Source organism: Pelagovum sp. HNIBRBA483 (assembly GCF_040931995.1).
In the GTDB taxonomy this organism is placed as follows: domain Bacteria; phylum Pseudomonadota; class Alphaproteobacteria; order Rhodobacterales; family Rhodobacteraceae; genus JAEPMR01.
On record NZ_CP162412.1, the window covers coordinates 2706606 to 2732099 of the forward strand.

General features: G+C 63.6%; 34 protein-coding genes. 16 read left to right on the forward strand and 18 right to left on the reverse strand.

Annotation, left to right across the window (positions count from 1 at the left end):
- Positions 1–28 precede the first annotated feature (28 nt).
- From AB1E42_RS13220 to AB1E42_RS13230, 3 genes are all read right to left on the reverse strand, one after another.
- Positions 29–529, reverse strand: coding sequence for a PadR family transcriptional regulator (locus AB1E42_RS13220; RefSeq protein WP_368344701.1), 501 nt, complete (start codon positions 527–529; stop codon positions 29–31).
- A complete protein-coding gene (locus AB1E42_RS13225; protein WP_368344702.1) occupies positions 526–843 on the reverse strand; it encodes a hypothetical protein in 318 nt (105 codons plus the stop codon). The genes AB1E42_RS13220 and AB1E42_RS13225 overlap by 4 nt, the downstream gene beginning before the upstream one ends.
- Before the next feature lie 280 nt (positions 844–1123).
- On the reverse strand, positions 1124–1540 hold the full coding sequence (locus tag AB1E42_RS13230) for a BrnA antitoxin family protein (RefSeq protein WP_368344703.1): 417 nt from the start codon (positions 1538–1540) through the stop codon (positions 1124–1126).
- A gap of 99 nt (positions 1541–1639) precedes the next feature.
- Between AB1E42_RS13230 and AB1E42_RS13235 the strand changes: the two genes are divergently transcribed.
- A complete protein-coding gene (locus AB1E42_RS13235) occupies positions 1640–2224 on the forward strand; it encodes a thymidine kinase (RefSeq protein WP_368344704.1) in 585 nt (194 codons plus the stop codon).
- On the opposite strand, the gene AB1E42_RS13240 is transcribed toward AB1E42_RS13235, so the two are convergent.
- From AB1E42_RS13240 to AB1E42_RS13255, 4 genes are all read right to left on the reverse strand, one after another.
- A complete protein-coding gene (locus tag AB1E42_RS13240; protein WP_368344705.1) occupies positions 2221–3177 on the reverse strand; it encodes a 2-hydroxyacid dehydrogenase in 957 nt (318 codons plus the stop codon). The genes AB1E42_RS13235 and AB1E42_RS13240 overlap by 4 nt on opposite strands.
- Positions 3177–3515, reverse strand: coding sequence for a tRNA-binding protein (locus AB1E42_RS13245; RefSeq protein WP_368344706.1), 339 nt, complete (start codon positions 3513–3515; stop codon positions 3177–3179). Before AB1E42_RS13245 ends, AB1E42_RS13240 begins: the two co-directional genes overlap by 1 nt.
- On the reverse strand, positions 3508–4323 hold the full coding sequence (gene proC / locus AB1E42_RS13250; protein ID WP_368344707.1) for a pyrroline-5-carboxylate reductase: 816 nt from the start codon (positions 4321–4323) through the stop codon (positions 3508–3510). The genes AB1E42_RS13245 and proC overlap by 8 nt, the downstream gene beginning before the upstream one ends.
- 157 nt (positions 4324–4480) lie before the next feature.
- Positions 4481–4984 carry a YbjN domain-containing protein gene (locus tag AB1E42_RS13255; protein ID WP_368344708.1) on the reverse strand — a complete coding sequence of 168 codons (504 nt, stop codon included), beginning with the start codon at positions 4982–4984 and terminating at the stop codon, positions 4481–4483.
- A gap of 237 nt (positions 4985–5221) precedes the next feature.
- Here AB1E42_RS13255 and AB1E42_RS13260 point away from each other — a divergent pair, with 237 nt between their 5' ends.
- The gene (locus tag AB1E42_RS13260; protein WP_368344709.1) at positions 5222–6259 is read left to right on the forward strand and encodes a M42 family metallopeptidase; all 1038 of its coding nucleotides are present in this window, start codon (positions 5222–5224) and stop codon (positions 6257–6259) included.
- Between the two features lie 68 nt (positions 6260–6327).
- On the opposite strand, the gene AB1E42_RS13265 is transcribed toward AB1E42_RS13260, so the two are convergent.
- Positions 6328–6576 carry an accessory factor UbiK family protein gene (locus AB1E42_RS13265; RefSeq protein ID WP_368344710.1) on the reverse strand — a complete coding sequence of 83 codons (249 nt, stop codon included), beginning with the start codon at positions 6574–6576 and terminating at the stop codon, positions 6328–6330.
- Between the two features lie 103 nt (positions 6577–6679).
- Here AB1E42_RS13265 and lgt point away from each other — a divergent pair, with 103 nt between their 5' ends.
- The 5 genes from lgt (at position 6680) to AB1E42_RS13290 (ending at position 10830) form a co-directional block, all read left to right on the forward strand.
- On the forward strand, positions 6680–7570 hold the full coding sequence (gene lgt / locus AB1E42_RS13270) for a prolipoprotein diacylglyceryl transferase (RefSeq protein WP_368344711.1): 891 nt from the start codon (positions 6680–6682) through the stop codon (positions 7568–7570).
- Positions 7563–8639, forward strand: coding sequence for a class I SAM-dependent methyltransferase (locus AB1E42_RS13275; protein ID WP_368344712.1), 1077 nt, complete (start codon positions 7563–7565; stop codon positions 8637–8639). The genes lgt and AB1E42_RS13275 overlap by 8 nt, the downstream gene beginning before the upstream one ends.
- The gene (gene pgeF, locus AB1E42_RS13280) at positions 8636–9391 is read left to right on the forward strand and encodes a peptidoglycan editing factor PgeF (protein ID WP_368344713.1); all 756 of its coding nucleotides are present in this window, start codon (positions 8636–8638) and stop codon (positions 9389–9391) included. The genes AB1E42_RS13275 and pgeF overlap by 4 nt, the downstream gene beginning before the upstream one ends.
- A 268-nt stretch (positions 9392–9659) precedes the next feature.
- Positions 9660–9827, forward strand: a complete 168-nt coding sequence (locus tag AB1E42_RS13285) for a hypothetical protein (RefSeq protein WP_368344714.1) — start codon at positions 9660–9662, stop codon at positions 9825–9827.
- A 253-nt stretch (positions 9828–10080) separates the two neighbouring features.
- The gene (locus AB1E42_RS13290) at positions 10081–10830 is read left to right on the forward strand and encodes a Hint domain-containing protein (protein WP_368344715.1); all 750 of its coding nucleotides are present in this window, start codon (positions 10081–10083) and stop codon (positions 10828–10830) included.
- Here the strand turns inward: AB1E42_RS13290 and AB1E42_RS13295 are convergent.
- Positions 10827–11327, reverse strand: a complete 501-nt coding sequence (locus AB1E42_RS13295) for an Lrp/AsnC family transcriptional regulator (RefSeq protein ID WP_368344716.1) — start codon at positions 11325–11327, stop codon at positions 10827–10829. The two genes, AB1E42_RS13290 and AB1E42_RS13295, sit on opposite strands and share 4 nt — an antisense overlap.
- 221 nt (positions 11328–11548) lie before the next feature.
- On the opposite strand from AB1E42_RS13295, the gene trxB reads away from it, so the two are divergent.
- A complete protein-coding gene (gene trxB, locus AB1E42_RS13300) occupies positions 11549–12493 on the forward strand; it encodes a thioredoxin-disulfide reductase (protein ID WP_368344717.1) in 945 nt (314 codons plus the stop codon).
- Positions 12494–12496: 3 nt separating this feature from the next.
- Here trxB and AB1E42_RS13305 read toward each other — a convergent pair whose 3' ends face one another.
- Positions 12497–13768, reverse strand: coding sequence for an MFS transporter (locus AB1E42_RS13305; protein WP_368344718.1), 1272 nt, complete (start codon positions 13766–13768; stop codon positions 12497–12499).
- Between the two features lie 184 nt (positions 13769–13952).
- Here AB1E42_RS13305 and AB1E42_RS13310 point away from each other — a divergent pair, with 184 nt between their 5' ends.
- The gene (locus tag AB1E42_RS13310) at positions 13953–16028 is read left to right on the forward strand and encodes a bifunctional sulfate adenylyltransferase/adenylylsulfate kinase (RefSeq protein ID WP_368346437.1); all 2076 of its coding nucleotides are present in this window, start codon (positions 13953–13955) and stop codon (positions 16026–16028) included.
- Between the two features lie 78 nt (positions 16029–16106).
- On the opposite strand, the gene AB1E42_RS13315 is transcribed toward AB1E42_RS13310, so the two are convergent.
- Genes AB1E42_RS13315 through AB1E42_RS13325 form a run of 3 tightly spaced genes read right to left on the reverse strand, consistent with a single transcriptional unit; the run spans position 16107 to position 17285 of the window.
- On the reverse strand, positions 16107–16589 hold the full coding sequence (locus AB1E42_RS13315) for a cytochrome b (protein WP_368344719.1): 483 nt from the start codon (positions 16587–16589) through the stop codon (positions 16107–16109).
- Between the two features lie 52 nt (positions 16590–16641).
- Positions 16642–16866, reverse strand: a complete 225-nt coding sequence (locus tag AB1E42_RS13320; protein WP_368344720.1) for a DUF1150 family protein — start codon at positions 16864–16866, stop codon at positions 16642–16644.
- A complete protein-coding gene (locus AB1E42_RS13325; RefSeq protein WP_368344721.1) occupies positions 16866–17285 on the reverse strand; it encodes an Hsp20 family protein in 420 nt (139 codons plus the stop codon). The genes AB1E42_RS13320 and AB1E42_RS13325 overlap by 1 nt, the downstream gene beginning before the upstream one ends.
- A gap of 163 nt (positions 17286–17448) precedes the next feature.
- Between AB1E42_RS13325 and AB1E42_RS13330 the strand changes: the two genes are divergently transcribed.
- From AB1E42_RS13330 to AB1E42_RS13340, 3 genes are all read left to right on the forward strand, one after another.
- The gene (locus AB1E42_RS13330) at positions 17449–17667 is read left to right on the forward strand and encodes a YdcH family protein (protein ID WP_368344722.1); all 219 of its coding nucleotides are present in this window, start codon (positions 17449–17451) and stop codon (positions 17665–17667) included.
- A 72-nt stretch (positions 17668–17739) separates the two neighbouring features.
- Complete coding sequence (purE, locus tag AB1E42_RS13335; protein WP_368344723.1) at positions 17740–18231, forward strand: 5-(carboxyamino)imidazole ribonucleotide mutase; 492 nt, start codon at positions 17740–17742, stop codon at positions 18229–18231.
- Complete coding sequence (locus AB1E42_RS13340) at positions 18224–19303, forward strand: 5-(carboxyamino)imidazole ribonucleotide synthase (protein ID WP_368344724.1); 1080 nt, start codon at positions 18224–18226, stop codon at positions 19301–19303. Before purE ends, AB1E42_RS13340 begins: the two co-directional genes overlap by 8 nt.
- 166 nt (positions 19304–19469) lie before the next feature.
- Here the strand turns inward: AB1E42_RS13340 and AB1E42_RS13345 are convergent, their stop codons facing one another.
- Genes AB1E42_RS13345 through AB1E42_RS13355 form a run of 3 tightly spaced genes read right to left on the reverse strand, consistent with a single transcriptional unit; the run spans position 19470 to position 20945 of the window.
- Positions 19470–19820 carry an NUDIX domain-containing protein gene (locus AB1E42_RS13345; RefSeq protein WP_368344725.1) on the reverse strand — a complete coding sequence of 117 codons (351 nt, stop codon included), beginning with the start codon at positions 19818–19820 and terminating at the stop codon, positions 19470–19472.
- A 19-nt stretch (positions 19821–19839) separates the two neighbouring features.
- Positions 19840–20166, reverse strand: coding sequence for a YnfA family protein (locus tag AB1E42_RS13350; RefSeq protein WP_368344726.1), 327 nt, complete (start codon positions 20164–20166; stop codon positions 19840–19842).
- The gene (locus AB1E42_RS13355) at positions 20166–20945 is read right to left on the reverse strand and encodes an esterase/lipase family protein (protein WP_368344727.1); all 780 of its coding nucleotides are present in this window, start codon (positions 20943–20945) and stop codon (positions 20166–20168) included. The genes AB1E42_RS13350 and AB1E42_RS13355 overlap by 1 nt, the downstream gene beginning before the upstream one ends.
- An 80-nt stretch (positions 20946–21025) precedes the next feature.
- Between AB1E42_RS13355 and AB1E42_RS13360 the strand changes: the two genes are divergently transcribed.
- A complete protein-coding gene (locus AB1E42_RS13360) occupies positions 21026–21478 on the forward strand; it encodes an NUDIX domain-containing protein (RefSeq protein WP_368344728.1) in 453 nt (150 codons plus the stop codon).
- On the opposite strand, the gene AB1E42_RS13365 is transcribed toward AB1E42_RS13360, so the two are convergent.
- Positions 21475–21948: a GNAT family N-acetyltransferase gene (locus AB1E42_RS13365; protein WP_368344729.1), complete on the reverse strand. Its 474-nt coding sequence runs from the start codon at positions 21946–21948 to the stop codon at positions 21475–21477. The two genes, AB1E42_RS13360 and AB1E42_RS13365, sit on opposite strands and share 4 nt — an antisense overlap.
- Positions 21945–22883 (reverse strand): DMT family transporter, encoded by a 939-nt coding sequence (locus tag AB1E42_RS13370; protein ID WP_368344730.1) that lies wholly within the window; start codon positions 22881–22883, stop codon positions 21945–21947. The genes AB1E42_RS13365 and AB1E42_RS13370 overlap by 4 nt, the downstream gene beginning before the upstream one ends.
- A gap of 18 nt (positions 22884–22901) precedes the next feature.
- Here AB1E42_RS13370 and AB1E42_RS13375 point away from each other — a divergent pair, with 18 nt between their 5' ends.
- The 3 genes from AB1E42_RS13375 to AB1E42_RS13385 are packed head-to-tail and all read left to right on the forward strand — an operon-like array spanning position 22902 to position 25455.
- Positions 22902–23663 (forward strand): allophanate hydrolase subunit 1, encoded by a 762-nt coding sequence (locus AB1E42_RS13375; protein ID WP_368344731.1) that lies wholly within the window; start codon positions 22902–22904, stop codon positions 23661–23663.
- Entirely contained in the window at positions 23660–24685 is a 1026-nt protein-coding gene (locus tag AB1E42_RS13380; protein WP_368344732.1) for a biotin-dependent carboxyltransferase family protein, read from the forward strand. The genes AB1E42_RS13375 and AB1E42_RS13380 overlap by 4 nt, the downstream gene beginning before the upstream one ends.
- Positions 24682–25455: a LamB/YcsF family protein gene (locus AB1E42_RS13385; RefSeq protein ID WP_368344733.1), complete on the forward strand. Its 774-nt coding sequence runs from the start codon at positions 24682–24684 to the stop codon at positions 25453–25455. The genes AB1E42_RS13380 and AB1E42_RS13385 overlap by 4 nt, the downstream gene beginning before the upstream one ends.
- The last annotated feature ends 39 nt before the right edge of the window (positions 25456–25494 follow it).

Here is a 25494-nt window from a genome sequence, read left to right on the forward strand (position 1 = left end):
CGCCCGCCCGTGGGTTGGCGCCGTCGCGCTATTCTTGTGAATGACCTTCCAAGAACCGTGACAGGAAGTCGATCTCGGCCATCGTCGTTGCATATGCCAACTGGCTCGACGCCGAATTGACGTGGTCCTTGTCGGTTTCATGGTGCTCTGCCACGATCCTGCGCCGCATGGCGCACTGGGCTTCAAACATTTCGGTGACGTCCACGCCGCTGTCATGCAGCAACATCAGCGCCATCAACGGCGATAGCGAAAGCCCGCCTGCTTCTGCTGCCAACGGATGAATGGCTGCGCGCCCCTGATCGGTGATATGGCTCACACGCCGGTCAGGAAATTGGCCGCCCGCCTGCTCCTCGACGGTGATCCACCCACGCTCCGAGAAACGCGCAAGGATGCTGTAGACCGCAGCGCGCTTCAGCCCCAAACTGTGCAGCGGCCATTTCTCGAAAGCCGCTGCAACTTGGTAGCCATGCAAAGAATGCGTGTTCAACAGGCTCAAGACAGCCAGTTCACGCGCCTTTGTCAGGCTCATGCCGGCAGACGTCCGGCTTGAGGTGTCAAATTGAACATCTCGAATGTCTCGATGATTTGTTCCATTTCGCCAGCATCACCATGTTCAGCCTGTCCTTCAGGCGAACTCAGATATGCATCCATCGTCTCCTTGCGGTCAAGCGTGACCCAGATAACGACCGAGTTCTGCTCCCGATCAGCCGCGACCTGCCAGGCGATCACGCCGTCCGCGGCCTTATCAATAGCCGCCGGCGGCGCTTTTGTGATCCGGATCAAATCATCAAACCGCCCCGGCTTTGCAGTCGAACGCGACATAAACGTGTAGGTGGGATTCATTTCACTCTCCTAATCATTAATGACTAGTAATTAGTGACTTACAGACTGACATTCAAGCCCCCCATCAACCCCGCCGCTGCACTGGCGCGGCAGTTCAAGGCTTGTGAATTGGTGATGCCACTCCCCGGGGCCCAACAGCACCGCAGGTGCCGGCCCATCGCCAGACCGCCCCCCAGGGCTGGCGACTTGGTGGGGCAGGGTGTCTCGTTCAATCGCCATCCCGCAGTCTGCCACTCGGCCTCCTGTCAAAAACCGGTCGCAAGCGCGGCCCCACCAGCACCTACTCCCCCCGCTTCTCCCCTCCCAGAAACCGCTCGAAATCCCCCCACTCCCCGCGCTCTTTCGGCACTTGGGGCATGCTATCGGGCCGCAGGATGTAATCCGTCGTATCCGGCCCCTCGACGATCCCCGCCAGCCGGTAATGCATATAGGCCCGCAGCACACGGTTAATCCGTGGCTGGTACCCGTCCCCCATCGCCTTGAAAAACCGCACCACATCCGCATCAAGCGATATGGTGATCCGCGTGCGCTTCGCGTCGCGGCGGTCCTTGTCCTTCCACACCGCGTCCCATGCAGGCGGCATCGCCCGTTCCCGCTTCAGGAAGTCATGCAGATCATATTCGATCATCCGCCGCGCATCGATTGCGTAGCACAGCTCACGCCGTTGCGCTTTGGTCAGTTTCGGGGCTTGCGTCATGCGCCTACCCTGCCGCGCAACGGTTAACATCCCGATCCGCCACCGCGCGCCAGCGTTCATCCCACTTGCCCATTTCCACGCCTGAAGCTAACCAGCGGCATGGCCAAGCTCTACTTCAATTACTCCACGATGAACGCCGGCAAATCGACGGTGCTGCTGCAAGCCTCGCATAACTATATCGAGCGCGGCATGCAGACCTATCTGCTGACCGCCCAGTTCGACAACCGCGCCGGTGAAGGCCGCATCGCCTCCCGCATCGGCATCGGGGCGTCGGCCGATACCTTCGCCCCCGGCGAAGACCTCTTTGCCAAGCTCGAAAAGCGCCTCGCGGACGGCCCCTGCGCCTGCGCCTTCGTGGATGAGGCGCAGTTCCTCACCCCCGAGCAGGTCTGGCAACTCGCCCGCGCGGTGGATGACCTGTCGATCCCGATCATGTGCTACGGGCTTCGGGTTGATTTTCAGGGCAAGCTGTTCCCCGGCTCGGCCGCGCTGCTGGCCCTCGCCGACGAAATGCGCGAGGTCCGCACCATCTGCCACTGCGGCAAAAAGGCCACCATGGTCGTCCGCAAGGATGCCGAGGGCAACGTGCTGACAGATGGCGATCAGGTCGCGATCGGCGGCAACGAGCGCTACGTCTCCCTTTGCCGCCGCCACTGGCGTGAAGCCACGGGCGACTCCGCCTAAACCACCCGCTGCGGCAGGTCGCGCCCTTCCGCATGGGCGATAATGTTATCCAGCGCCATCTGACCCATCGCCTCGCGTGTTTCCAGCGTTGCCGATCCCAGATGCGGCAACAGGACCGCGTTATCGAGCGCTCTCAACGCCTCTGGCACAAACGGCTCCTGCGCATAAACATCCAAGCCCGCCGCGCCGATGCGCTTCTCGGCCAGCGCCGCGATCAGTGCCTCTTCATCCACCACATCGCCCCGCGCGATATTGATGAAGATGCCCTCCGGCTTCATCGCCGCCAGCGCCTCTGCATCGATCAGATGCCGTGTCTCCGCACCTCCCGGCACAGTCACGACAACGAAATCCGCCTGCGCCATCACCGTGGCCAAGCTCTCTACCTGCCGCGCAGGGAGGCCAGCATCCTTGGCGGAACGGTTGTAATAGATCACCGGCATATCAAACCCGTAATGGCAGCGCTTCGCCACCGCCTGCCCAATCCGGCCCATCCCGATGATGCCGACCGTCTTGCCGGTGACATGCGTGCCCATCATCTGCGTCGGGCCCCAGCCCTTCCAGCCGCCACCACGCACCAGCCGGTCCCCCAGCGCCGCCTGCCGCGCTGTCGCGAGCAGCAGCGTCATACCGATATCGGCGGTTGCATCGGTCAGCACATCCGGCGTGTTGGTCACTGCCACGCCCGCTGCGGCTGCCGCCGCCGCATCAATGTGGTTATACCCCACCCCGAAATTCGCCAGCACCTTACAGCGGATATCGCCCGCCATCTCGAAGGCCCGCGCCGAGAACTGATCGCCCAGCGTCAACAAGATCGCGTCATAGTCACGCAACGCAACGGCGGCCTCTTCCTCGGTCAGCCCCACGCACGGCTCGTCGCGGAAGGTCACATCAAACCGCGCCTTGGCCGCTTCGACGATCCGCTCGGGGATCTCTCTGGTGATCAGAACTTTCATCAATGCATCCTCTCTCCTGCGGCCACGTCCTTGTCAGGGCCGATCAACACGATCCCGCCCTCCGCATCCGCCACGCCCAATACCAAAACCTCCGACATAAATGGCCCGATTTGGCGCGGCGGAAAGTTCACCACAGCCATCACCTGTTTGCCAACCAGCGCTTCCGGCGTGTAATGCGCCGTCACCTGCGCGGAGGTCTTTTTCTCCCCGATCTCGGGGCCGAAATCGATCCACATCTTGATCGCGGGCTTGCGCGCTTCGGGGAACGGCTCGGCGCGGATCACCCGCCCCGCCCTGATATCCACCTTCAGGAAATCATCGAACGTAATCTCACCCACGCGACAGCTCCTTTGACCGCTCCGTCGCCGCCGCCACCGCCCGCGTCAACAGCGCGGGGAAGCCGTCAGCCTCATTCATCAGAACCTCCAGCGCCGCCTGCGTCGTGCCGTTGGGCGAGGTGACGTTGACCCGCAATTGCGCAGGGTCTTCCTCCGCTTGCTCGGCCAGCGCACCCGCCCCCGCGACCGTCGCCTTGGCAAGCTGCATCGCCAGTTCCGGCGGCAGCCCTTGCGCCGCACCCGCCGCCGCGAGCGTTTCGATCAGGTGGAACACATAAGCCGGGCCAGAGCCGCTCACACCCGTCACCGCATCCATCTGCGCCTCGGCCTCCAGCCGCACGACCTGCCCCACGGCAGAAAGCAATTCCTCCGCGAGCGCCAGCGCAGCCTCATCAACATGCGCATTGCCGATGATCGCCGTGATCCCACGGCCCACCGCCGCAGGCGTGTTCGGCATCGCGCGGATCACCGGCGTTTCTTGGCCCAACACCTCCTCGAACCGCGCAATCGGCGTGCCAGCCGCGACCGAGACAAACAGCGTCCCGCCATTGCCCAGCGCCTGCATCGCGGGCAGCGCCTCGCCCATCATCTGCGGCTTGACCGCGATCAGCGCAATCGCCGGATCGGTAGGCAGATCCGCGTTCACATGGCAGCCCTGCGCCTTCACCCAGTCGCTCGGAAACGGGTCGATGATCCAGACCGACGCGGCAGGCAACCCGCCTTTGAGCCAACCCGCCAGCATCGCTGATCCCATCTTGCCACAGCCCAGCAAAACCAGCCCGCGGCGCGCCACATCATCCATATTCATGGGGAACCTCCCTTTGCGTTGCCCAAGTGTTAGGCCGCGCCCGTGGGAGGTTCAAGAGCGCGGCCTGAGCCTGCGTCGCCAAGTGGGTGGCGCGGGCCGCGCGCGGGGAGATAACGCGCGCGTATGCAATCCCTTTGGCCGAACCCTCTGGCGCGGTTTACGCGCGCCCGTAAGCCTCGGCGATAGCAACCTGTAACGCCTCTTGCGGCGTCCTGTCGGCCCATGTGACCAGTTGCAGCGCCGGATAGAAGCGCTCGCAGCTCATCACCGCCGCATTGATCATCGTGTCGATCTGCTCTGGGCTGGCGACCTGATCACCGGCCAGCATCAGCCCGTAGCGGAAGACCATCATCTTCTGTTCGTCCCACCAGGTAAAATTACCCGCCCAGCATTGATCATTAATGCCGTTCAAAGTCTCGTAGAGCGCCGCCATACGCTCGCTGGGCGGCTCCATCTCGAAGGTGCAGATCAGCCGCAATGTTTCGTCATAGCCTGACCATGCCAGCGTAATCGCATATGTGCGCCACTGACCTTCGACCGCCATCGCGATCTGGTCGTCGGCAATGCGGTCAAATTCCCACTCGTGATGTTCGGCGATGGTTTCCACAAGGTCGATCGGATGGATTTCACCGGCGTCGATGAACTGCTCAGACAATGCCATAGCTCGGCCTCATTCGTTATAGCGCTGGGGAAATGGCAGCACCCCAAGCGCTAGGTGCCTGCTCTAGAAGCGGTGGGTGTTCCCTCCGTTCCTACGATATATGGTGGGCCTGAATGGGGCATTCTGTAAAGCAATTTCTTGGGGATAACTTCATTTTTCACACAACCGTCACGTCGCGTCCCCCCTTGCACCTTCCGCGAAGCCCCATCATCTTCGCCACCAATAAGGAGGCACTTCATGAATATCGATCTACTCAAAAGGCTCTGCGAAACCCCCGGCGTCCCCGGTCACGAGGACCGCGTCCGCGACCTCATCACCGCCGAAATCGAAGGCATGTTTACCGAGGTTAAGACCGATGCGATGGGCTCACTTCTGTGCCGCCGCGAGGCAACCAGCGCCGACGCGCCCCGCATCATGCTCCTGTGCCACATGGACGAGATCGGCTTCCTCGTCAGCCACATCAGCAAGGAGGGTTTTCTCTACCTCCAGCCGGTCGGCGGCTTCGACCCGCGCAATCTCTTCTCCCGCCGTGTCCGCGTCTGCACCGACGAAGGCGATCATATCGGGGTGATGAACCCCGGCGGCAAACCTGTGCACATCTCCTCCCCCGAAGAGCGCAAGAAAGTGCCCGAGCTGGGCGAATTCTTCGTCGATCTCGGCTTGGGGGAGAAAGCCCGCGATCTGGTGAAGGTCGGTGATTTCGTGGTGATGGAAGAACCGTTCCTCGAAATGGGCGATAAGGTCGTCTCCAAGGCGCTCGACAACCGCATCGCCTGCTGGCTCGGCATCGAAGCGATCCGCGCCTTGGGCGACAAGGGCCGCGGCGCTGAAATTCACGTTGCCTTCACCTGTCAGGAAGAGGTCGGCCTGCGCGGCGCCCGCACCGCCGCCTACGCGATCAAGCCAGACATCGGCCTTGGCATCGATGTGACACTGTCCTGCGACACCCCCGGCGTGCCGGAGAAAGACCGCACCACCAAACAGGGCGACGGCTTCGGCCTTCATGTGCGCGACAGCTCCTTCATCGCTGACAAAAAGCTGGTGTCAGAGATCGAGCAACTCGCCATCGCCAAGGATATCCCCTACCAGCGCACCATGCTCGGTGCCGGCGGGCAGGACGGTGCCGCCGCCCAGCAAGCCGCTGCCGGTGCTCGCGCCGTGGGGATCGTGGTCGGCACCCGCTACATCCACACCGTGACCGAAATGGCCGACAAGCGCGACCTCGAAGCCGCGCGCCAGATGCTCACCGAATACCTCGCCTCCTTCACAGGCTAGGCAAAAGCAAACGGGCGGCAGGTACACCCGCCGCCCGTTTAATCAATCTCCAAAAACGGCCAAGCCGCTCAGCCCTTCTGCCGGGCCTCCAGCGCCTCGATCCGCGCCAACAGTGCGGCGTTTTCCTCGCGGGCCTTCTGCGCCATCGCGCGGACCGCATCAAATTCCTCCCGCGTGACCAGATCGCGGCTCGCCAACCAGCGGTCAAACATCGACGACATCGCCGTCTCCGCTTCCTGACGCGCGCCCTGCGCCACGCCCATCGCATTGGTGAAAAGTTGCGACATATCGTCGAGTATCTTGTTGCGGGTCTGCATGTGAGCCTCCGTTTCGCTTGCCCCCTATATGGGCATCATAACCGCGCGGGGCAAGGCGCGATGGCGGTTGACTTCCCCCCGCGCCTTGCTCAGGACTTGTCGCATGTTGGCTGCACTTCCCTTCCCCGATATCGGCCCCGATATCTTTTCGTTCACGCTGTTCGGGCGTGACTTCGCGCTGCGCTGGTACGCCATGGCCTATGTGGTCGGCATTCTCATCGGCTGGCGCATCCTTGTCGCCGCGCTGCGCCGCCCCGCATTGTGGAAGGGCGGCACACCAGCGCTGAGCGAAACGCAACTCGAAGCGCTTCTTACATGGATCATCCTTGGGATCATCGGCGGCGGGCGCTTGGGCTATGTGCTGTTTTACCAACCTGCCTATTTCCTCGCCAATCCCGCCGAAGTGCTGGCCATCTGGCAGGGCGGCATGTCCTTCCACGGCGGCTTTCTCGGCGTGGTGCTGGCAATCCTGATCTTTTCCCGCCGCGAAGGCATAGCGCTCGGCTCACTGGCCGATTCCATCGCGCTGGCCTCGCCGCCGGCATTGCTCCTCGGGCGGATCGCCAATTTCATCAATGGCGAGCTGTGGGGCCGCCCCACCGATCTGCCTTGGGGTGTGATCTTCCCCGGCACCGCCGCGCAAGACTGCGGCGAAGAGCTGCTCCTGCTCTGCGCCCGCCACCCCTCGCAGCTCTATGAGGCGGCACTAGAAGGGCTGATCTTGGGCGGTCTGCTGGTCTGGCTGGTGTTCCGCCGCAAGGTTCTGCACCACCCTTGGCGCCTGGCGGCGACCTTCTTCACCGGCTACGGGCTTGCCCGTTTCGCGGTGGAATTCGTCCGCCAGCCTGACGCGCAATTTGTCTCCGAGGGCAACCCGCTCGGCCTCGCGCTGCACATTGGCGGCTATGGCCTGACGATGGGCCAGCTCCTCACCCTGCCGATGATCCTGATCGGGCTTTGGTTGCTCGCACGCACACGAGCTGCCCATGACTGAAGCAACGCTCGACACGCTGACCGATATCCTCGCCGCGCGGATCGCCCGCACCGGCCCAATCACGCTGGCCGATTACATGGCCGAAGCACTGCTCCACCCCGATCACGGCTATTACGCAACTCGCGAACCCTTCGGCAGTGCCGGTGATTTCGTCACCGCCCCCGAGATCAGCCAGATGTTCGGGGAGATGATCGGCCTCTGCCTCGCCCAATGCTGGATCGACCAAGGCAGCCCCGCGCCCTTCGCGCTGGCCGAGCTTGGCCCAGGTCGCGGTACGCTGATGGCCGACATCCTCCGCGCCACCCGCGCCGTGCCGGGCTTCCACGATGCGCTGGAGCTGCACCTCGTCGAAGCCTCGCCCCGCCTTGAAGCGCTGCAATCCGAAGCGCTCCCCGCCGCCACATGGCATGCACAGGTCCACGACCTGCCGCAAATGCCTCTGTTCCTCGTGGCGAACGAGTTCTTCGATGCTCTGCCCATCCGCCAGTTCCAGCGCGAAGGCGACGGCTGGCGCGAGCGCGTCGTCGGCCTCAACGACAAAGCCGCGCTCACCTTGGGCCTCACCGCCCCCGCCCCGATCGCCGCTCTCCAGCACCGGCTGGAGGACACCAGCGATGGCAATATCGTCGAGCTATGCCCCGCCCTGCCCGCGATTGTCGGCGATATCGCCTCCCGCATCGCGGAACACGGCGGCGCGGCGCTGATCATCGACTATGGCGACTGGCGTTCGTTGGGCGACACGCTTCAGGCGCTCAAAGAGCACCAGTCCGTCGATCCCTTCACCGATCCCGGCAGCGCCGATCTCACCGCCCATGTGGACTTTGAGGCCATCGCCAACGCCACGGCCCCCGCCGCCCATACGCGGCTCGCCACGCAGGGCGTGTTCCTCGAACGGCTCGGCATCACCCAGCGCGCGCAAGCGCTCGCCACGCGCCTCAGCGGGGATGCACTCACAAATCACGTCGCCGCACACAGACGCTTGACCCACCCCGCCGAAATGGGCGACCTATTCAAAGTGCTGGGCCTCTATCCCGCCAACACGCTGCCACCACCCGGGCTCGAACCATGACACTCGAAATCCTCACAGCTGATTGTCTCGCGCCCCTGCGACACGGGTTCTTTACCCGTCGTGGCGGCGCGTCTTCGGGCGTGTTCGAGGGGCTGAACTGCGGTTTTGGCAGTTCCGACCAGCATGCAGCAGTGTCGATCAACCGTGGCCGCGTCGCCCAAGCGCTCGACGTCGCCGCAGACAGGCTCTGCGGCGTGGTGCAGGTCCATTCCAGCCGCGTCGATACCGTGACCGAGGCGAACCCCACCCCGCCGGAGGCCGACGCCATCGTCACCGCCACCCCCGGCCTCGCGATCAGCGTGCTGACCGCCGATTGCCAGCCGGTGCTCTTTGCCGATGCGGAAGCAGGCGTCATCGGCGCGGCCCATGCGGGCTGGCAAGGCGCGCTGAACGGCGTGCTCGAAGAAACCGTCACCTCGATGGAGGCACTCGGCGCCACCCGCGAGGACATCTGCGCCGTGATCGGCCCGACGATCAGCCAACGCGCCTATGAGGTCGGCCCCGAATTTGTCGAGCGTTTTCTCGATGACGACCCCGACAATGCCCGCTTCTTCGCTAACGGCGAGGGCGGCAGATATCAGTTCGATCTGCCTGCCTATGGCCTCTACCGCCTCCGTTCCGCAGGGGTCGGCCATGCGGAGTGGACCCGCCACTGCACCTATTCCGATCCGGCGCGATTCTATTCCTATCGCCGCACCACCCACCGCAAGGAGGTGGATTACGGCAGGTTGATTGCGGCAATCCGGCTCTGATCGCGGCGGGATTGCGACAGCCACCCGTCCGATTTTCGCCTGATTTCCGGAAACAATCGCCACAACCTCTGCTGAACTGTCTACAGAAACGTGGCAAAATCTATATTTTTCAGCACCTTATCGAATTTGGCAGGAATGCCCCATTCATTGTTTCCAAGCTGGCAAAAAAGTCTCAAATTGTTTCTTCCGCGCCCAACTCATGCCCCGAACAGACATCAATTTGATCCCAACACGATCAGACACCAAGACGATTTCAAAGGTTGATAAGATGACAAAGACCCAGACCCAGATCAAAACCCGCTGGATGACCGCCATGATCAAGGAAGCCGAGGCCTGCACCACCCAGATGCCTTGGGCCCGTGGCGCCCGCCGCAAAGAGATGATCGCCCGCCGCGCCGCCACTGCTGTGGCCCCGCGCAAGGTCGCGTCTGCCTGATTCCTCCCTGTCCGGATTTCCCCTCCGGCATTCCCCGACTGGCCGCGCCTCGTTGCGCGGCCTTTTCTTTACGCAAAGCCCGTTTCGGGAAACAATCCAAATCCAACACCACCTTTGTTGCGAATTGAGCCGCTATTTGCCGCAATTCTTTGACAGAAGCGCCATAACAGCGGCATTTATGAAGAATAGACATGATGCACTCTGACGTTGTCGGTGGGGGCCGACGACAGAGGAAGCACACGGAGAGCATCGCATGAACATACGCCCCCAGACCGCCTCGATCCGCGAAATCCCCGCGCCATCCTCGCCTGCATCTGCCTCGGCGCAAGAGCCGCTGATTTCCCGCGCCGATTTCCTGTTTCTCAACAATCGTGGCGAGATCGAGGATCGCAACCGCCCGATCCCCCTCCGCGCGCCGTTCCTCGACGCCTTTTCCGCCTTCTCTCACGGCACCCTCCTGCCCACGCCCTCCGGCCCCGTCGCCGTCGAAGACCTCCTGCCGGGCGATAGCGTGTTGACAGAGAATGGCGGCCCGCAAACCCTCCTTTGGAAAGGCTCTTGGCAAACGACGCCTCACGCTGGCACGCAACTGATCCGCGTTGCCGCCGATGCGTTCGGTGATGGCTTCCCCTCCCGCGATATGATCTTTGGCCCTGCCACACGGGTCATCCGCCGCCATCCGGCGGTACAGGCTCGGCTCGGAATGGACAAAGTATCCCTGCCGCTCGCTGATCTGATCGACGGGATCGCGGTCGTCGGCATCACCCCGCCGCGCCCGATCACGCTCTGCCACCTTCTGTTCGACAGGCATCATTCGATCCGCGCCTGCGGGCTGGAGGTCGAATCCTACCATCCCGGCCCGCTGCATCGGCTCAGCCTCAGTCAGGAACTTCGCGCGATCTTCCTCGGCATGTTCCCGCATCTCGGCTGTATAAGCGATCTGGACGCCCCGCGTTTCACGCGGTTCAGCAGCGCCGATCTCGAATTGTTGGAAGTGTCCTAAGCGTCCTGCGCCAGCCGCGCTTCCAGCACGTCAAACGGCACACCCGGCTCGTCCTTTGCACCACGGATCACCAGCGATGTCTTGACGCTCGCCACATTCGGCGCGGCCGTCAGATGCTCGGTGAGGAAGTTCTGGAAGCTTCGCAAATCAGGCGCCACGCATTTGAGGATAAAATCCACCTCGCCGTTCAGCATGTGGCACTCGCGCACCAGCGGCCATCCTTGGCACCGCTGCTCGAACGCGCTCAGGTCCGCCTCGGCTTGGCTCACCAGCCCGACCATCGCGAAAACCTGCACCTCAAAGCCCAGTTCCCGCGCATCCACATCCGCATGGTAGCCCCGAATGTAGCCTTGCTCCTCCAGCGTGCGGACCCGCCGCAGGCACGGCGGCGCAGAAATGCCCACCCGCTTTGCCAGTTCCACGTTGGTCATCCGGCCATCGGCCTGCAATTCCGCAAGGATCATTCTGTCGATTTCATCCAGCTTCGTGCCTGGCATCGAATCGCTACCCCAAATTATTGAAATTTTGCAAAGGTTACACTGCCCGAGGTTTGTGCGCAATAATATTTCAAACTTCGGCAAGAAACTTGCGGACGCCTCGCATAACCCCGCCCATACGAGCCTGCAAGCCGGCGATGCACCTGCGGCAAAGCTCCGCTCTTTCAACCCCCGCGCGGGATGGCTATATCGGTTCGGAAACCGCGATGAAAGAGGCCCCCATGTCCGAATCCCGTCACACCCGCGTTCTTATTATCGGCTCCGGTCCGGCAGGCTATACCGCAGGCGTCTATGCCTCCCGCGCGATGCTCGAACCGGTGCTCGTGCAAGGCATGGAGCCGGGCGGCCAGCTCACCACCACCACCGAGGTTGAGAACTGGCCTGGCGATACCGAGGTCCAAGGCCCCGATCTCATGGTCCGCATGGAAGCCCACGCCAAGGCGATGGGCTGCGACGTGGTGATGGACTTGATCACCGATCTCGACCTCTCCAAGCGCCCCTTCACCGCCAAGGGCGACAGCGGCACCACCTACACCGCCGATGCGGTGATCCTCGCCACCGGCGCCCGCGCGAAATGGCTTGGCCTGCCGTCGGAGGAAAAGTTCAAAGGCTTCGGCGTCTCCGCTTGCGCCACCTGTGACGGCTTCTTCTATCGCGGGCAGGAAATCGTCGTCATCGGCGGCGGCAACACGGCGGTTGAAGAGGCTCTCTTCCTCACCAATTTCGCCTCCAAGGTCACGCTGATCCACCGCCGTAACGAATTGCGCGCCGAGAAGATCCTCATCGACCGCCTGATGAAAAACCCCAAGATCACCCCGCTCTGGGATCACGAGCTTGAGGAAGTCGTCGGCGGCGAGAACCCGCTCGGTGTCGAGGCGATCCGCGCCAAGCATGTCAAAACCGGCGAAATCACCGAGATTCCGGCCAAGGGCGTTTTCATTGCCATCGGCCACGCCCCCGCCTCCGAGCTCGTCGCCGACCAGCTTGAGTTGCACCACGGCGGTTATGTAAAGGTCAAGCCCGGCTCCACCGAGACGTCGATCCCCGGCGTTTTCGCAGCGGGCGACCTCACCGATCACGTCTACCGTCAGGCCGTTACCTCGGCAGGCATGGGCTGCATGGCCGCGCTCGATGCCGAGCGCTTCCTCGCCGCACAGGAAGACTAAGCCTCAAACCAACGGCGCGTCGCCCTCCGTGGGCGGCGCGACCACCCCCAATACGGCTGGCGCAGGCTCCACCGCGATCCGCGCCCGTCCCAGCCTTGGGTGCAACGTCCGCGCCAATACCCAGCAGGCAAAAAGCCCCGCACCGCCGGCGATAAATATCCCTGAAAGCGGCGCCGCCAGCAGCACCAGCCACGCCACACCCGGCGTCACGATGCCCGAAACATCGCGAAAGCTTGAATAGATCGCTGACATTTCGGTTCGTTCCGAGGGCTTCACCGCCAGCAAGAACGGCAATCCGCCGCAGACATCGAGCAGGATCAAGAACAGCGATCCCGCCATCAGGCAGGCCACCGACAGCATTGGCACCCCATGCGGCAGCCCCGCCAACAGGAACAAGAGCGCCGACATCAGGAACCCCGTCCGCACCGCCATCCGCACCGAACTGCGCTGCATGAACCACAGCATCACGGGCGAAAGGAATAGCGCGCCATTGGTGATCGATAGCGCCACCCCGCCCAGCGTGTCGCCCAGCCCGTTCTGCACCGCGTAAATCGGCAGATACACCACATAGACCCACCACCCGCAGGAGCGGATCACCGCGAATATCCAGCCCGTCACCAGTCGCGGCTGCACGGCAAACCGCCCGAAATAGGCAAACGGATTGGTCGGCGCGCGCTTGCGCCGCGTGATCAGGCGGCCATTGCCCAAACGCATGAACAAGAAGACCCCCAGCATCCCCGCCGCTGCCACCGCCGCGATGAGGAACGGCGCAGGCCGCCACCAGCCGTAAAGCACCACGCCCAGCGCTGGCCCCGCCGTCCAACCCGCCGCGCTGTAAAACAGCCGCGATGTCTCGAACCGTCCCAATTCGAACTTGGCAACATAATCCAGCACATAGGCGTTGAAGCAGACGAATGTGATGACCACGGCGAATGTGATCAGCGCCAGCCCCGTCACCACCATCGTAGGCGTTTGCAGGATCGTCACCAACGCCCCCGCGACAAACATCATCGCGCCCATCGAATAAAGATACCGGCGCGGGATGTAGCGGATCAGATACGGCACCAACAGCCCGATCATCAGCGAGATCACCCCGATCACGAAATACACGCCCGATACCAGCAGCGCATCGCCCAGCGCCTCGTAAACCACCAGCGGGTAAACCGAGATCAGGATCCCCCGCGCCACCGCCTCCGCACCGGCAAGCACAGCAAAGCCCCGCACACTGGGTGCGGGCGCATGGCGCAGCCATTCAGGTATTCGCCGCTCGTGCATGGGGACGGTCCGTTATTCCTGCACCCAGCAAACGGAATCGCCTCTGTGATTGCTGTGCCGGAACCGACCCTGTGTCGTTTTCGCACCAAGCCGCCCTGATTTTCTACCTCAGCGGGTGGATTTTCCCTTCCCAAACGGCCCAGTTTGTGAAATGTGTTCACCATTGAACACACTTGGACCCGCCATGCCCGCCGCGCAGCCCCTCTCCATGCGACCGGAAGATGACCACCTCTTCCGCCTCTTGCGTCAGCTCGATCTGGCGCCGGAAGCCTCGCAACGGGCCACTGCCAGCGCGCTCGGCATCAGCCTCGGGGCGCTGAACACGCAACTCCGCGCCGCTACTGATGCCGGTCTGATCCGCATCGCCCAGCGCCCCGGTCCCGACAAGCGCCAGCGCTTCGCCTATTCGCTCACCACCCGCGGCGCAGCCACCAAGGCACAACTCGCTGACCAGTTCCTCGCCCGTAAACTCGCTGAATATGATGCCCTGCACGCCGAGCTAACCGGCTCCGCCAGCGGCCTCCTCTCGCTCAAGAAAAGGACACCCTTGATGCTTAACAACCTCTCCCCCATCCCAGAGCTGTATGTCTCCTATGACAGCGCCCAAAAGCTGAAGGTCGAGGCCGCGGACCTCACCAGCCACGATCTCACAGCCCGCCAGATCTGCGATCTGGAGCTGCTGATGAACGGCGGTTTCAACCCGCTGAAGGGCTTCCTGTCCGAGGCCGATTACAACGGCGTCGTCGACAACATGCGCCTTGCCGATGGCACGCTCTGGCCGATGCCGATCACCCTCGACGTCTCCGAAGCCTTCGCCGACAGCATCGAACTGGGTCAGGACATCGCCCTGCGCGATCAGGAAGGCGTGATCCTCGCCACCATGACCGTGACCGACCGCTGGATTCCCAACAAATCGCACGAGGCCGAAAAGGTCTTCGGCGCCGATGATCTCGCCCATCCGGCGGTCAACTACCTGCACCACACCGCAGGCAAGGTCTATCTTGGCGGTCCGGTCGTCGGCATCCAGCAGCCCGTGCATTACGATTTCCGCGCCCGCCGCGACACGCCGAACGAACTGCGCGCCTATTTCCGCAAGCTCGGCTGGCGCCGCGTCGTCGCCTTCCAGACCCGCAACCCGCTGCACCGCGCCCATCAGGAATTGACCTTCCGCGCCGCGAAGGAAGCGCAAGCCAACCTGCTGATCCACCCCGTCGTCGGCATGACGAAGCCCGGCGACGTCGATCACTTCACCCGCGTGCGCTGCTACGAGGCGGTTCTGGATAAATACCCCTCCTCCACCACCTCGATGAGCCTGCTGAACCTCGCCATGCGCATGGCCGGCCCGCGCGAAGCCGTCTGGCACGGCATGATCCGCCGCAACCACGGCTGCACCCACATGATCATCGGCCGCGACCACGCCGGACCGGGCAAAAACTCCGCAGGCGAGGATTTCTACGGCCCCTATGACGCGCAGGAACTCTTCCGCGCGCATCAGGAGGAGATCGGCATCGAAATGGTCGATTTCAAACACATGGTCTATGTGCAGGAACGCGCCCAATACGAGCCCGCCGACGAAATCGAAGATCGTGACAACGTCACCATCCTCAACATCTCCGGCACCGAACTGCGCCGCCGCCTGCGCGAAGGGCTGGAAATCCCCGAGTGGTTCTCCTTCCCCGAAGTTGTCCGCGAATTGCGCCGCACCTCGCCGCCGCGTTCACAGCAGGGCTTTACCGTGTTCTTCACCGGCTTCTCCGGCTCCGGCAAATCCACCATCGCCAACGCGCTGATGGTCAAGCTGATGGAAATGGGCGGCCGCCCCGTCACGCTGCTGGATGGCGATATCGTGCGCAAGAACCTCAGCTCCGAGCTGGGCTTCTCCAAAGAGCACCGCGATCTCAACATCCGCCGCATCGGCTATGTGGCCTCCGAGATCACCAAGAACGGCGGTATCGCCATCTGCGCCCCCATCGCGCCCTACGCCGCGACGCGCCGCGCGGTGCGCGAAGATGTCGAGCAATTCGGCGCGTTCGTCGAAGTGCATGTCGCCACCTCGCTCGAGGAATGCGAGCGCCGCGACCGGAAAGGCCTCTACAAACTGGCCCGCGAAGGCAAGATCAAGGAATTCACGGGCATTTCAGACCCTTACGATGTGCCAGTCGAACCCGAACTCCGCGTCGAAACCGAGAATGTCGAGGTTGATAACTGCGCCCATCAGGTGATCCTGAAGCTCGAAAGCCTCGGCCTGATCACCGCCTGATCCGGCACCACCGCAAAGAAAAGGCCGCAGCGCCCCGCTGCGGCCTTTTTTCTTTCCCGAAGGGGTACGCACATACGCCTAGCGCATCCGGTTCAGCAATCCGTCTTTCAGCACCACATGATAGTAAATCGCCATCAACGCATGGCCCAACACGAGCAACAAAAGCAGGCTCGTCAGCGCTTCATGCACCTCGCCCAGCGCCTCGATCTGCCCGTTAAAGGCCACCGCGCCGGTGATCGGCACCGCCAAAATCAGCGCGTAGAGCGCCACATGCCCCGCCTTCGCCGCCGGTTGCAGCCACAGCGGCCCAGCCGTGCTTTCCGCCGGTGCGCCCAAGCGCCAGCGCAGCACCAGCCGCACCAGCACGAGCAAAATCACCGCAACCCCAATGGCGCGGTGGCTGTTCGCCGCAAGGCCAATGTCTCCGACCACGCCCGTGTCGATGACCCGCTCAAACGCCTCGCCCATGAAATCGCCCAGCAAGTAGTTGGCGCCGATCAACACCGCCACCAACCAATGTAAGATTATCTGCGAACGCGCGTATTTTTCCTGTTGCGCCATAAAACCCTGCCTCTCGTTATCCATTACAATGGCAGGGCCTGTCCTTTGCGGATCAGTGCACCGCCACGGGTGTCATATCATATTGCCGCGCAAGCACGAAGGCCAAACGCCGGTCCGCGACCAGCGCCAGTTGCTCACCCTCGGCGTTATGCACCGCAAACAGCTCTTTCAGATCACCGACCTTGTTGCGCACCTCATCGGGCAGATCGTCTACCAGCACCGGCTTCACATAGACGATCTTTTCCCCCAGAGCGGACAGATCAACCTTTGTATGCATCAGCTTGTGCCCTTCCGGATTTTGATGGTCTGCACCACGCTCTCCGGCACCTTGCGGGTCAGATCAACATGCAGCAGCCCGTTTTCGATGATTGCCTCGCCCACATCCACGCCGTCTGCCAGCACAAACGAGCGCTGGAACTGCCGCGCCGCGATGCCACGGTGCAGATAGATGCGGTCCTCGCCGTCGTCGTTCTGACGCCCGCGAATGACCAACTGGTTGTCCTCAACCGTGATCGCCAGATCGTCCTCGGCAAAGCCCGCGACAGCAAGCGTGATCCGGTAGGATCGATCCGATGTTTGTTCGATGTTGTAGGGGGGGTAGCCGTCATTTCCGGTTTTCGCGGTGCGTTCCACGAGCCGTTCCAGCTGCTCAAACCCCAGAAGGTAGGGGTGCGTCCCCAATGTAAGTTTCGTCATACGACATGCCCTCTTTGCAAGCGACCGTCCAACAGGCCCCATTCAGGCGACCCTTCAGAGTGAAATATGGGGTGCAATCCGCGACGACGCAAGAGGAAGGGCTAGGCGAAACGCCGCTGACCCCCTATCTATGGGTCAGGGCAACAACCACCGGATCGAGTCGATGAACAGTTCTGCGAAGATGGAACAGATCGAAGTTTTGCGCGTCGAGCTTGCCGTTCTCAAGCGCGAGCATCGCGATCTCGATGAGGCAATCAATGCCCTGCAAGAGCGCGGCTCTTCGGATATGTTCACTATCCGCCGTCTGAAAAAGCAGAAACTGCAATTGAAAGACCAGATCGCCCGCCTCGAAGACCGTATCTTCCCCGATATCATCGCCTGAGGCCCCCGCTTCCCCATTGCGCCGCACCGCAGCACCGCTATAGTGCCGTTTCCTTAAATACGGGGATGGATCATGAGCCAGCAGCCACCTGTCGGAATCATCATGGGCAGCCAGTCGGACTGGCCCACGATGAAAAACGCCGCCGATATTCTCGATGAATTGGGCATCAGCTACGAAACCCGCATCGTCTCGGCGCACCGCACCCCTGACAGGCTCTGGTCCTATGGAAAAACCGCCGCCGAACGCGGGCTGAAAGTGATCATAGCAGGCGCGGGCGGTGCCGCCCATCTGCCCGGCATGATGGCCTCTAAAACCCGCGTGCCGGTCGTCGGCGTTCCGGTGCAGACCAAGGCACTCTCCGGCGTCGATAGCCTCTATTCCATCGTGCAAATGCCCAAGGGCTATCCGGTGGCGACGATGGCGATCGGTGCCGCCGGTGCGGCCAACGCCGGCCTGATGGCCGCTGGCATCCTCGCCACCTCCGATGACGCCCTCGCCGCCCGCCTCGATGCGTGGCGCGATGCCCTTTCCGCCTCCATCCCCGAAGAGCCGACCGATGACTGATACCCCTCTCGCCTCAGGCGCGACCATCGGCATTCTGGGTGGCGGTCAGCTTGGCCGGATGCTGTCCGTTGCCGCCGCGCGGCTCGGCTTCCGTACCCATATCTTCGAACCGGGCGCCAACCCGCCCGCCGGTCATGTGGCCGATCAGGTCACAACCGCCGCCTATGAGGACGAAGCCGCGCTGCGCGCCTTTGCCGCCAGCGTCGATGTGATCACCTATGAGTTCGAGAACATCCCTACCGCCGCGCTCGATATTCTGGAAAAACTGCGCCCGATCCGCCCCAACCGCCGCACATTGGCGGTGAGCCAGGATCGCCTGACCGAGAAAGCCTTCCTCTCAGAGCAAGGCCTCATGACAGCGCCCTTCGCCGCCGTGGACGATTCTATCGATCTGGCCGAAGCCATTGCCGAGATCGGTACCCCCGCGATCCTCAAAACCCGCCGCTTTGGTTACGATGGCAAAGGGCAGGCCCGCCTCAAATCCGCCGATGATGCCGAACAGGCTTTGGCGGATATGGCCGGCGCACCCGCGATCCTCGAAGGCTTCGTCAATTTCAGCCACGAGGTTTCCGTCATCGGCGCGCGCGGGCTTGATGGCAGCGTTTCCTGCTTCGATCCGGGCGAGAATGTGCACCGCGACGGCATCTTGCACACCACCACAGTGCCCGCCCGCCTGTCGCCTGCGCAACGCACCGATGCTGTGCTCCTAACCGCCAAGATCCTCGGCGCGCTTGATTATGTCGGCGTGATGGGCGTCGAGCTGTTCGTCACCCCCGCAGGGCTCGTGGTCAACGAAATCGCCCCCCGTGTCCACAATTCCGGCCACTGGACGCAGAACGGCTGCACCATTGACCAGTTCGAGCAGCACATCCGCGCCGTTGCGGGCTGGCCGTTGGGTGATGGCAAGCGTCATTCCGATGTGGTGATGGAGAACCTGATCGGTGACGACATCGCCCGCATCCCCGAGATCGCCAAAACCGATACCGCGATCCACCTCTACGGCAAGGCCGAGGCCAAGCCCGGCCGCAAGATGGGCCACATCAACCGCATCACCGGCCCCGCGCCGCGCTAGGTGCCCTGTCACCCATTTGCGAGGGGGTCAATGAGCAGGTGTCTGTTCGGGCGCCTGTCGATGAACTCCTCCTTGATCCAGCGCAGAACGCATCGCTGGCCACCAAATGGAACGAGCGCAACCGCCTCATCAAAGCTCAGCCATCGAAATGCGCTGTGCTCGTCATTTAGTAGACGTCAGCGGCGCGGTCTAGGAACGCCACAAAGACCGGCGCGATGGTAATCGCATCACGATCCGCCTCGTAGAATTGCTCACAGATATCAGCGGAACAAAAGGCATCCGGCGCTAAATCGGTTTCTTCATAAAGCTCGCGCAGCGCCGCCTGCCAAGCGGTTTCTCCACCCTCGACCTTTCGTGCAATCTGGCACCAGATCCCTGCCAAAGGCCACAAGTCATACCCAAGGCAAGCCGAGCCGACAACCTGTCCCTCCAACATGCGGAACAGTCTCATTGCCGCCAGTTCGATGCGGCACCCGTCAGCATAAACCACTGGCTTTGTGGCAATGGCATGAACCATCACCGCGCCGCGCTAGGTGTCAGCCTCCACGCGGTGCAGCGAGGATCACCGCCGCGCCGGTCAGGCAGATCGCCGCGCCGATGAGATCCCAGCGATCTGGCGGCGATTTTTCCACCAGCCCCATCCAGCCCAACGATGCCGCGATGTAGACCCCGCCATAGGCGGCAAAGGCGCGGCCCGCATTGGGGCTTTGCGCCCATGTCAGCGCCACGGCAAAAACGAAAAGCGCTCCCAGCGCGGGGATCAGCCACAGCGCCGAGCGGTCCAGCCTCAACCACATCCAGACGGCATAGCAGCCCGCAATCTCAGCGACTGCCGCAATCAGATAGGCAGCAACCGTCTGCATCAGCCGTCGTCACCCGAGTGAGAGTCGTCCTCCTCATCGCCAAAGACGATATCGCCCAAATCCAGATCAGGGTCGAACGCGCCCGTCTCGAGGAAGGTCGCCACCTGCACCATCGCCACCGGATCGTTCATCATGAACGTGTGGGTGACTGGCAGCACCAGATGGTCAGCCATCCCCTCCATGCGGGTCGATTCCACTGACACTTTCCCGTCATCCGGCCCGTCGATCATGCTCGAATAGATCGGGTTCAGCGATTGGTTCCCCGCGATGATCCCCACCTCATAGGCGGGCAGCGCGAGCCGGTTCGGCAGGCTGTTCTCGCCCGTGCCCAGTTGCAGCCCCGCAGGGCCGTTCACCCATTGAAACGGCTCGAAATCGCCAAACATATCCACCAACTGGCTGCCCTTGTTCGGCGGTCCGAGCATCACCACGCGGCCCATATCGGCGGGGCGGTTCTTGCTCAGCCATGCCCGTACCAGAATCCCGCCCATCGAGTGGGTCACGAAATTCACCCGCCGGTCGCCACAGGCCTCCACATCGCGCGGCAGGGCGATCTCCACCAGCGTCTGGATCGTCTGTTCGGTCGAGGGATAGCCGCGATTAACCACCGTGTAGCCAAGGCTTTCGAGGTAGAGCTGCATCGGCGTCAGCGAGATCTCCGTCCGCGCCAGCCCGTGCAGCATCACCACGCAATCCCGCTCGGGCGAGACAGAGCCGCCATCATCGGCGGCAGCGACCACGCCAATCAGCGTCAAAAAGGCAATAATCAGGCTGTTCATAGTCCTCCATATAACGTTTTTGCACTGCAGCGTAAGGTCACGCCCTTGCCTGACCCTGCGTCACAGGCCACTCTCCGCCTATGACAAAGCCCCCTGCTCCACGAGTCGCCGTGCGCGGCATCATCCTGCACGAAAATCGTCTGCTTCTGGTTAACGCTTGGAAGGGCCGGACCCATCTGTGGTGCGCGCCCGGTGGCGGGGTCGAATCGCACAGCTCCCTGACCGACAATCTCCAACGCGAGATCATGGAGGAAACCGGCCTCACCGTCCGCGTCGGCGCGCCCTGCCTCGTGAACGAGTTCCACGATCCGCACGGCACCTTCCATCAGGTCGATGTCTATTTCCGCTGCACCATCGTCAGCGGCGACCCCTTCGGTGATTGGACCGATCCCGAAGGCATCGTCAGCCACCGCCGCTGGGTCACACGGGCAGAACTGGCCGATCTCCGCGTCAAGCCCGACAGCCTCGCCGCCGTTGCATGGCGCGATCCCGATGCCCCCGCCTATGATCCGCTGGAGCCGATCCTGCGCTAGCCGCCGAACGCCTTGGCATAGATCAGTTCCACCTCCGGCGCCTCGCCCTCCGGCCCCGCCAGCGCCAGATGCTCCACCGGATAGGGTGCGCGCAATTGCGCCGCCCGCGCATGGCTAAAACCGGCCCGCTCGTAAAACCGCACATCGCCCAGAACCACCACATGCGCCCGCGCGATCCGCGCCCATTCGGCGCACATGCCGACCATCCGCCGCCCCACGCCGCGCCCCTGATGCTCCGGCGCGACAGCCACCGGCCCCAGCGCCAGCCAGCCCTTCGGCGCGACCATCTTTGAGAGCGCGTAATAGCCTATGATCCCGCCCGTGCCGGGCACCACCATTTCTCCCGCCATCGCGCCGCTCTTGCGCAACTGCCGCACCAGCTTGGCCTCGTCCTCACCGCCAAAAGCGGCGCGCAGCAGCGCCTCGGCCTCATCCTCCTCGCCCCGCTTCATCTCCCGCTGAAAATTCATCCCCGCCTCCCTGCGAAAGTCGAAATCCCGATACCGCCCAATACCAGCGCCGCCGCGACGATCAACTCCCGCGTCACCGGCTCGCCCAGCAGCACCGCGCCTGCCGCCACCGCGATCACCGGCACGCTCAGCTGCGCTATCGCCGCTGTCGCGCCTGCCATCTGCGGCAGCACCCGATACCACAGCGCATAGCCCAGCCCTGATGTCACCGCGCCAGACGTCACCGCCAACGCCTGCGCCACAGGGCTCAGCGCCCATTCTGCCACCAGCGCGGGCAGTACCATCACCGGCAGCAGCAATCCAAAATTGGCAGCCGTGCCTTCCAGCGCATCCGCCGCGCCACGGCCAAGGATTGAATAGATCCCCCAGCCCAGCGCGGCACCGGCCATCAGTACCGCACCCCCCGCATCCACGCTCACCGCCCCGCGCGGCCACAGGAGGTAAACCAACCCCGCCATCGCCACCACCGCGCCCAGCCAGCGCAAGGGCGGCACTGACTCCCGCGCCATGACGCTCGCGGCAAACATGGTGATCTGCACCCCACCAAAGAGGATCAACGCGCCAATCCCCGCATCCAGCGTCAGGTAAGCCAGCGAGAACCCGACCATATAAAGCCCGAGGCTCGCCACCCCCTTCCACCGCCGCGAAGGTGCATAATCCGGCAACCGCCCCACGCGCCGCCACACCAGCGCCGCCAGCACCACTGCCCCCGCCGCCACGCGGATCACGGCAAAGGCCAGCGGGTCCATGCCTGCGTCCCAAACCGCCATCCGGTTCAAGATCGAATTCGCAGCAAAAGCCAGCATCGTCAGAGCGGTGAGCAGAAAGAGTGTCATGCCCCATGCTACGCGCCGCGCCGCCATCCGTACCAGCGTTTTCGCCCCGCACCCTTTCATATTCTCGCGCCCGCCCACGCCTTGCATAAACCGCCACATCAGACAAAAGTGCCCGCAATGGAACACAGCCCCGCCTCCCCCGCGCCGGATACCGGCTGGCCGCGCATTCGCACCGCCGGATATGACGGCTTTCTGGTGAGCTTCGCGGACCGCCTGAGCGAACCGGCCAACCGCGCGGCACTGGCCTTTCGCGCAGCGCTGGATGCCGCAGGCTGGGCAGGCGTCGAGGAAACCTCCACCTCTCTCACCTCCGCCTATCTCCGCTTCGATCCTATGTGGAAGCCCCACGCCGAGGTGCAGGCGCTTCTTGCCGATCTGCTTGCCACGCAGGACTGGTTCGCCGCCGCCCTGCCAACCGGCCGCCGTTTCTGGCGGGTGCCAACCGTCTACGGCACCGACCGCGCGCCGCAACTGGCCGAGGCCGCAGCCGCCGCTGGCGTGACGCCCGAGGCCGCGATCGCAACAATTTCCACCACCCGCGTCCGTGTGCAGACCATCGGCTTTGCCGCGGGCCAGCCCTACCTTGGCGAATTGCCCCCCAAATGGGACATCCCCCGCCAAACCGCGCTGACCCCGCGCGTGCCTGTTGGCGCACTGACCGTGGCGATCCGGCAATTGGTGCTGTTCTCTGTCTCCACCCCTACCGGCTGGCGTCACATCGGGCAAACCGGCTTCCGCCTGTTCCGTCCCGAAAGCGATGCGCCTTTCGTCCTCCGCCCCGGCGACGAGGTGCTTTTCGAGCCAGTGTCGGGCGAGGAGCTTGACCGCCTTGCCGCGACCGGCCCCGATGGCGGGGCGATAGCGGAGCCGATCCGATGAACGCCGCGCTGATCATCCACCAAGCTGGCCCCAGCGTCACCGTGCAAGACCTCGGCCGCAGCGGCACCCTGGCTTTCGGCCTCTCGCGCGGCGGCGCGGCGGATCGGCTTGCCTTGGCCGAAGGGGCCGCCCTTCTGGGCCATCCCGAGGGCGCGGCCTGTATCGAGATGGCAGGCATGGGCGGCATGTTCGAGGTCACCGCCGATTGCCGCATCGCGCTCACTGGCGCCCCCATGCGCGCCAGCATCGACGGCACGCGGCTTGCGTGGCACGCCAGCCATCTCCTCCCCGCAGGGGCGCGCCTTAGCATCGGCGCGGCGGAGAGCGGCACCTACGGCTACCTGCATATCGGCGGCGGCATCGCCACGCCGCCCGTACTCGGCGCCCGCGCCACGCATCTTGCCGCAGGTATCGGCGCACCGCTCGCAGCGGGCGACCGTCTCCCCCTCGGCGCGGATACCGGCACCCGCACCGGCATGACCTTCGACCCTGAGCCGCGCTTTTCCGGCGGGGTGGTGCGGCTTGTCCCCAGCTTGCAGACCGATCTCTTCAGCCCTGCCGAGCGCACCCGCTTCACCGCCGCCACCTTCACCCGCGACACGCGCGGCAACCGCATGGGCGTGCCGCTCCCGTCGGATGGTGCAGGTTTCCACAGCGAGGGCGGCCTGTCGGTCCTGTCCGAGGTGATCGTCCCCGGCGATGTGCAGATCACCGGCGATGGCACGACCTTCGTCCTGCTCTCCGAATGCCAGACAACCGGCGGCTATCCCCGTATCGGCGCCGTCCTGCCCGCCGATCTGCCCCGCGTTGCCCAAGCCCGCGCGGGCGACACGCTGCGCTTCAGCTTCGTCACGCTCGACGAGGCCCGCGCCATCGAAACCCGCGCCACACAGGCCCGCGCGAAGCTGCCCCGCTTGCTCCGGCCGCTGATCCGTGATCCCCATAGCATCAGCGATTTGCTTTCCTATTCCCTGATCAGCGGCGTGACCGCTGGCGACGATCTCGAAAGGAACACCCCATGACCCGCACCGTCGATCTCAATGCCGACATGGGCGAAAGCTTCGGCCCTTGGGTGATGGGCAATGACGCCGCTCTGCTGAAGATCGTCACCTCCGCCAATATCGCCTGCGGTTTCCACGCGGGCGACCCCGATGTGATGGCCACCACCATGCGGCTGGCGGGGGACAACGGCGTCGGCATCGGTGCGCATCCCGGCTTCAACGATTTGCAAGGCTTCGGGCGGCAGCGGATCAAGCTGCCATCTGACACGCTCGCCAACCTCGTCCGCTACCAACTTGGCGCGGCACAGGGGATGGCCCGCGGGCTGGGGGTGGAGCTACGCCACCTGAAACTACATGGCGCGCTCGCAAACATGGCCGCCGAAAATCAGGAAATGGCCGAAACCTGCTACCGCGCCGCGCTCTCCGTCGCGCCCGAGATCACCATCATGGTCCTCGCAGGCACTGCCCAGCAAAAGGCGGCGCAAGCGCTCGGCTGCAACACCGCCTGCGAGATCTTCGCCGACCGCGCCTATAACGACGACGCCACGCTGGTGGACCGCTCCCTGCCTGGCGCGGTGATCCACGACGCGCAAAAAGCCGCCGCGCGGATCGTCGCCATGGTGCAGGAAGGCGCGATCATCGCCGAAAGCGGCAAACGCATCCCCACGCGGATCGACACGATCTGCCTGCACGGTGACACCCCCGAGGCCATCGACATCGCCCGCGAAACCCGCGCCGCACTCGAAGCCGCTGGCATCACGCTGGCAAAATTCGCAGGCTCGCCGCTCTAAGCGCGCGACCTGGCAATCCTTTGGGCAACATTAACCGTT

Coding starts and splice junctions, on each gene's coding strand:
- AB1E42_RS13220 (WP_368344701.1), bottom strand. CDS start 529: ATGAGCCTGACAAAGGCGCGTGAACTGGCTGTCTTGAGCCTGTTGAAC.
- AB1E42_RS13225 (WP_368344702.1), bottom strand. CDS start 843: ATGAATCCCACCTACACGTTTATGTCGCGTTCGACTGCAAAGCCGGGG.
- AB1E42_RS13230 (WP_368344703.1), bottom strand. CDS start 1,540: ATGACGCAAGCCCCGAAACTGACCAAAGCGCAACGGCGTGAGCTGTGC.
- AB1E42_RS13235 (WP_368344704.1), top strand. CDS start 1,640: ATGGCCAAGCTCTACTTCAATTACTCCACGATGAACGCCGGCAAATCG.
- AB1E42_RS13240 (WP_368344705.1), bottom strand. CDS start 3,177: ATGAAAGTTCTGATCACCAGAGAGATCCCCGAGCGGATCGTCGAAGCG.
- proC (WP_368344707.1), bottom strand. CDS start 4,323: ATGAATATGGATGATGTGGCGCGCCGCGGGCTGGTTTTGCTGGGCTGT.
- AB1E42_RS13255 (WP_368344708.1), bottom strand. CDS start 4,984: ATGGCATTGTCTGAGCAGTTCATCGACGCCGGTGAAATCCATCCGATC.
- AB1E42_RS13260 (WP_368344709.1), top strand. CDS start 5,222: ATGAATATCGATCTACTCAAAAGGCTCTGCGAAACCCCCGGCGTCCCC.
- AB1E42_RS13265 (WP_368344710.1), bottom strand. CDS start 6,576: ATGCAGACCCGCAACAAGATACTCGACGATATGTCGCAACTTTTCACC.
- lgt (WP_368344711.1), top strand. CDS start 6,680: ATGTTGGCTGCACTTCCCTTCCCCGATATCGGCCCCGATATCTTTTCG.
- AB1E42_RS13275 (WP_368344712.1), top strand. CDS start 7,563: ATGACTGAAGCAACGCTCGACACGCTGACCGATATCCTCGCCGCGCGG.
- pgeF (WP_368344713.1), top strand. CDS start 8,636: ATGACACTCGAAATCCTCACAGCTGATTGTCTCGCGCCCCTGCGACAC.
- AB1E42_RS13285 (WP_368344714.1), top strand. CDS start 9,660: ATGACAAAGACCCAGACCCAGATCAAAACCCGCTGGATGACCGCCATG.
- AB1E42_RS13290 (WP_368344715.1), top strand. CDS start 10,081: ATGAACATACGCCCCCAGACCGCCTCGATCCGCGAAATCCCCGCGCCA.
- AB1E42_RS13295 (WP_368344716.1), bottom strand. CDS start 11,327: ATGCCAGGCACGAAGCTGGATGAAATCGACAGAATGATCCTTGCGGAA.
- trxB (WP_368344717.1), top strand. CDS start 11,549: ATGTCCGAATCCCGTCACACCCGCGTTCTTATTATCGGCTCCGGTCCG.
- AB1E42_RS13305 (WP_368344718.1), bottom strand. CDS start 13,768: ATGCACGAGCGGCGAATACCTGAATGGCTGCGCCATGCGCCCGCACCC.
- AB1E42_RS13310 (WP_368346437.1), top strand. CDS start 13,953: ATGCCCGCCGCGCAGCCCCTCTCCATGCGACCGGAAGATGACCACCTC.
- AB1E42_RS13315 (WP_368344719.1), bottom strand. CDS start 16,589: ATGGCGCAACAGGAAAAATACGCGCGTTCGCAGATAATCTTACATTGG.
- AB1E42_RS13320 (WP_368344720.1), bottom strand. CDS start 16,866: ATGCATACAAAGGTTGATCTGTCCGCTCTGGGGGAAAAGATCGTCTAT.
- AB1E42_RS13325 (WP_368344721.1), bottom strand. CDS start 17,285: ATGACGAAACTTACATTGGGGACGCACCCCTACCTTCTGGGGTTTGAG.
- AB1E42_RS13330 (WP_368344722.1), top strand. CDS start 17,449: ATGAACAGTTCTGCGAAGATGGAACAGATCGAAGTTTTGCGCGTCGAG.
- purE (WP_368344723.1), top strand. CDS start 17,740: ATGAGCCAGCAGCCACCTGTCGGAATCATCATGGGCAGCCAGTCGGAC.
- AB1E42_RS13340 (WP_368344724.1), top strand. CDS start 18,224: ATGACTGATACCCCTCTCGCCTCAGGCGCGACCATCGGCATTCTGGGT.
- AB1E42_RS13345 (WP_368344725.1), bottom strand. CDS start 19,820: ATGGTTCATGCCATTGCCACAAAGCCAGTGGTTTATGCTGACGGGTGC.
- AB1E42_RS13350 (WP_368344726.1), bottom strand. CDS start 20,166: ATGCAGACGGTTGCTGCCTATCTGATTGCGGCAGTCGCTGAGATTGCG.
- AB1E42_RS13355 (WP_368344727.1), bottom strand. CDS start 20,945: ATGAACAGCCTGATTATTGCCTTTTTGACGCTGATTGGCGTGGTCGCT.
- AB1E42_RS13360 (WP_368344728.1), top strand. CDS start 21,026: ATGACAAAGCCCCCTGCTCCACGAGTCGCCGTGCGCGGCATCATCCTG.
- AB1E42_RS13365 (WP_368344729.1), bottom strand. CDS start 21,948: ATGAATTTTCAGCGGGAGATGAAGCGGGGCGAGGAGGATGAGGCCGAG.
- AB1E42_RS13370 (WP_368344730.1), bottom strand. CDS start 22,883: ATGTGGCGGTTTATGCAAGGCGTGGGCGGGCGCGAGAATATGAAAGGG.
- AB1E42_RS13375 (WP_368344731.1), top strand. CDS start 22,902: ATGGAACACAGCCCCGCCTCCCCCGCGCCGGATACCGGCTGGCCGCGC.
- AB1E42_RS13380 (WP_368344732.1), top strand. CDS start 23,660: ATGAACGCCGCGCTGATCATCCACCAAGCTGGCCCCAGCGTCACCGTG.
- AB1E42_RS13385 (WP_368344733.1), top strand. CDS start 24,682: ATGACCCGCACCGTCGATCTCAATGCCGACATGGGCGAAAGCTTCGGC.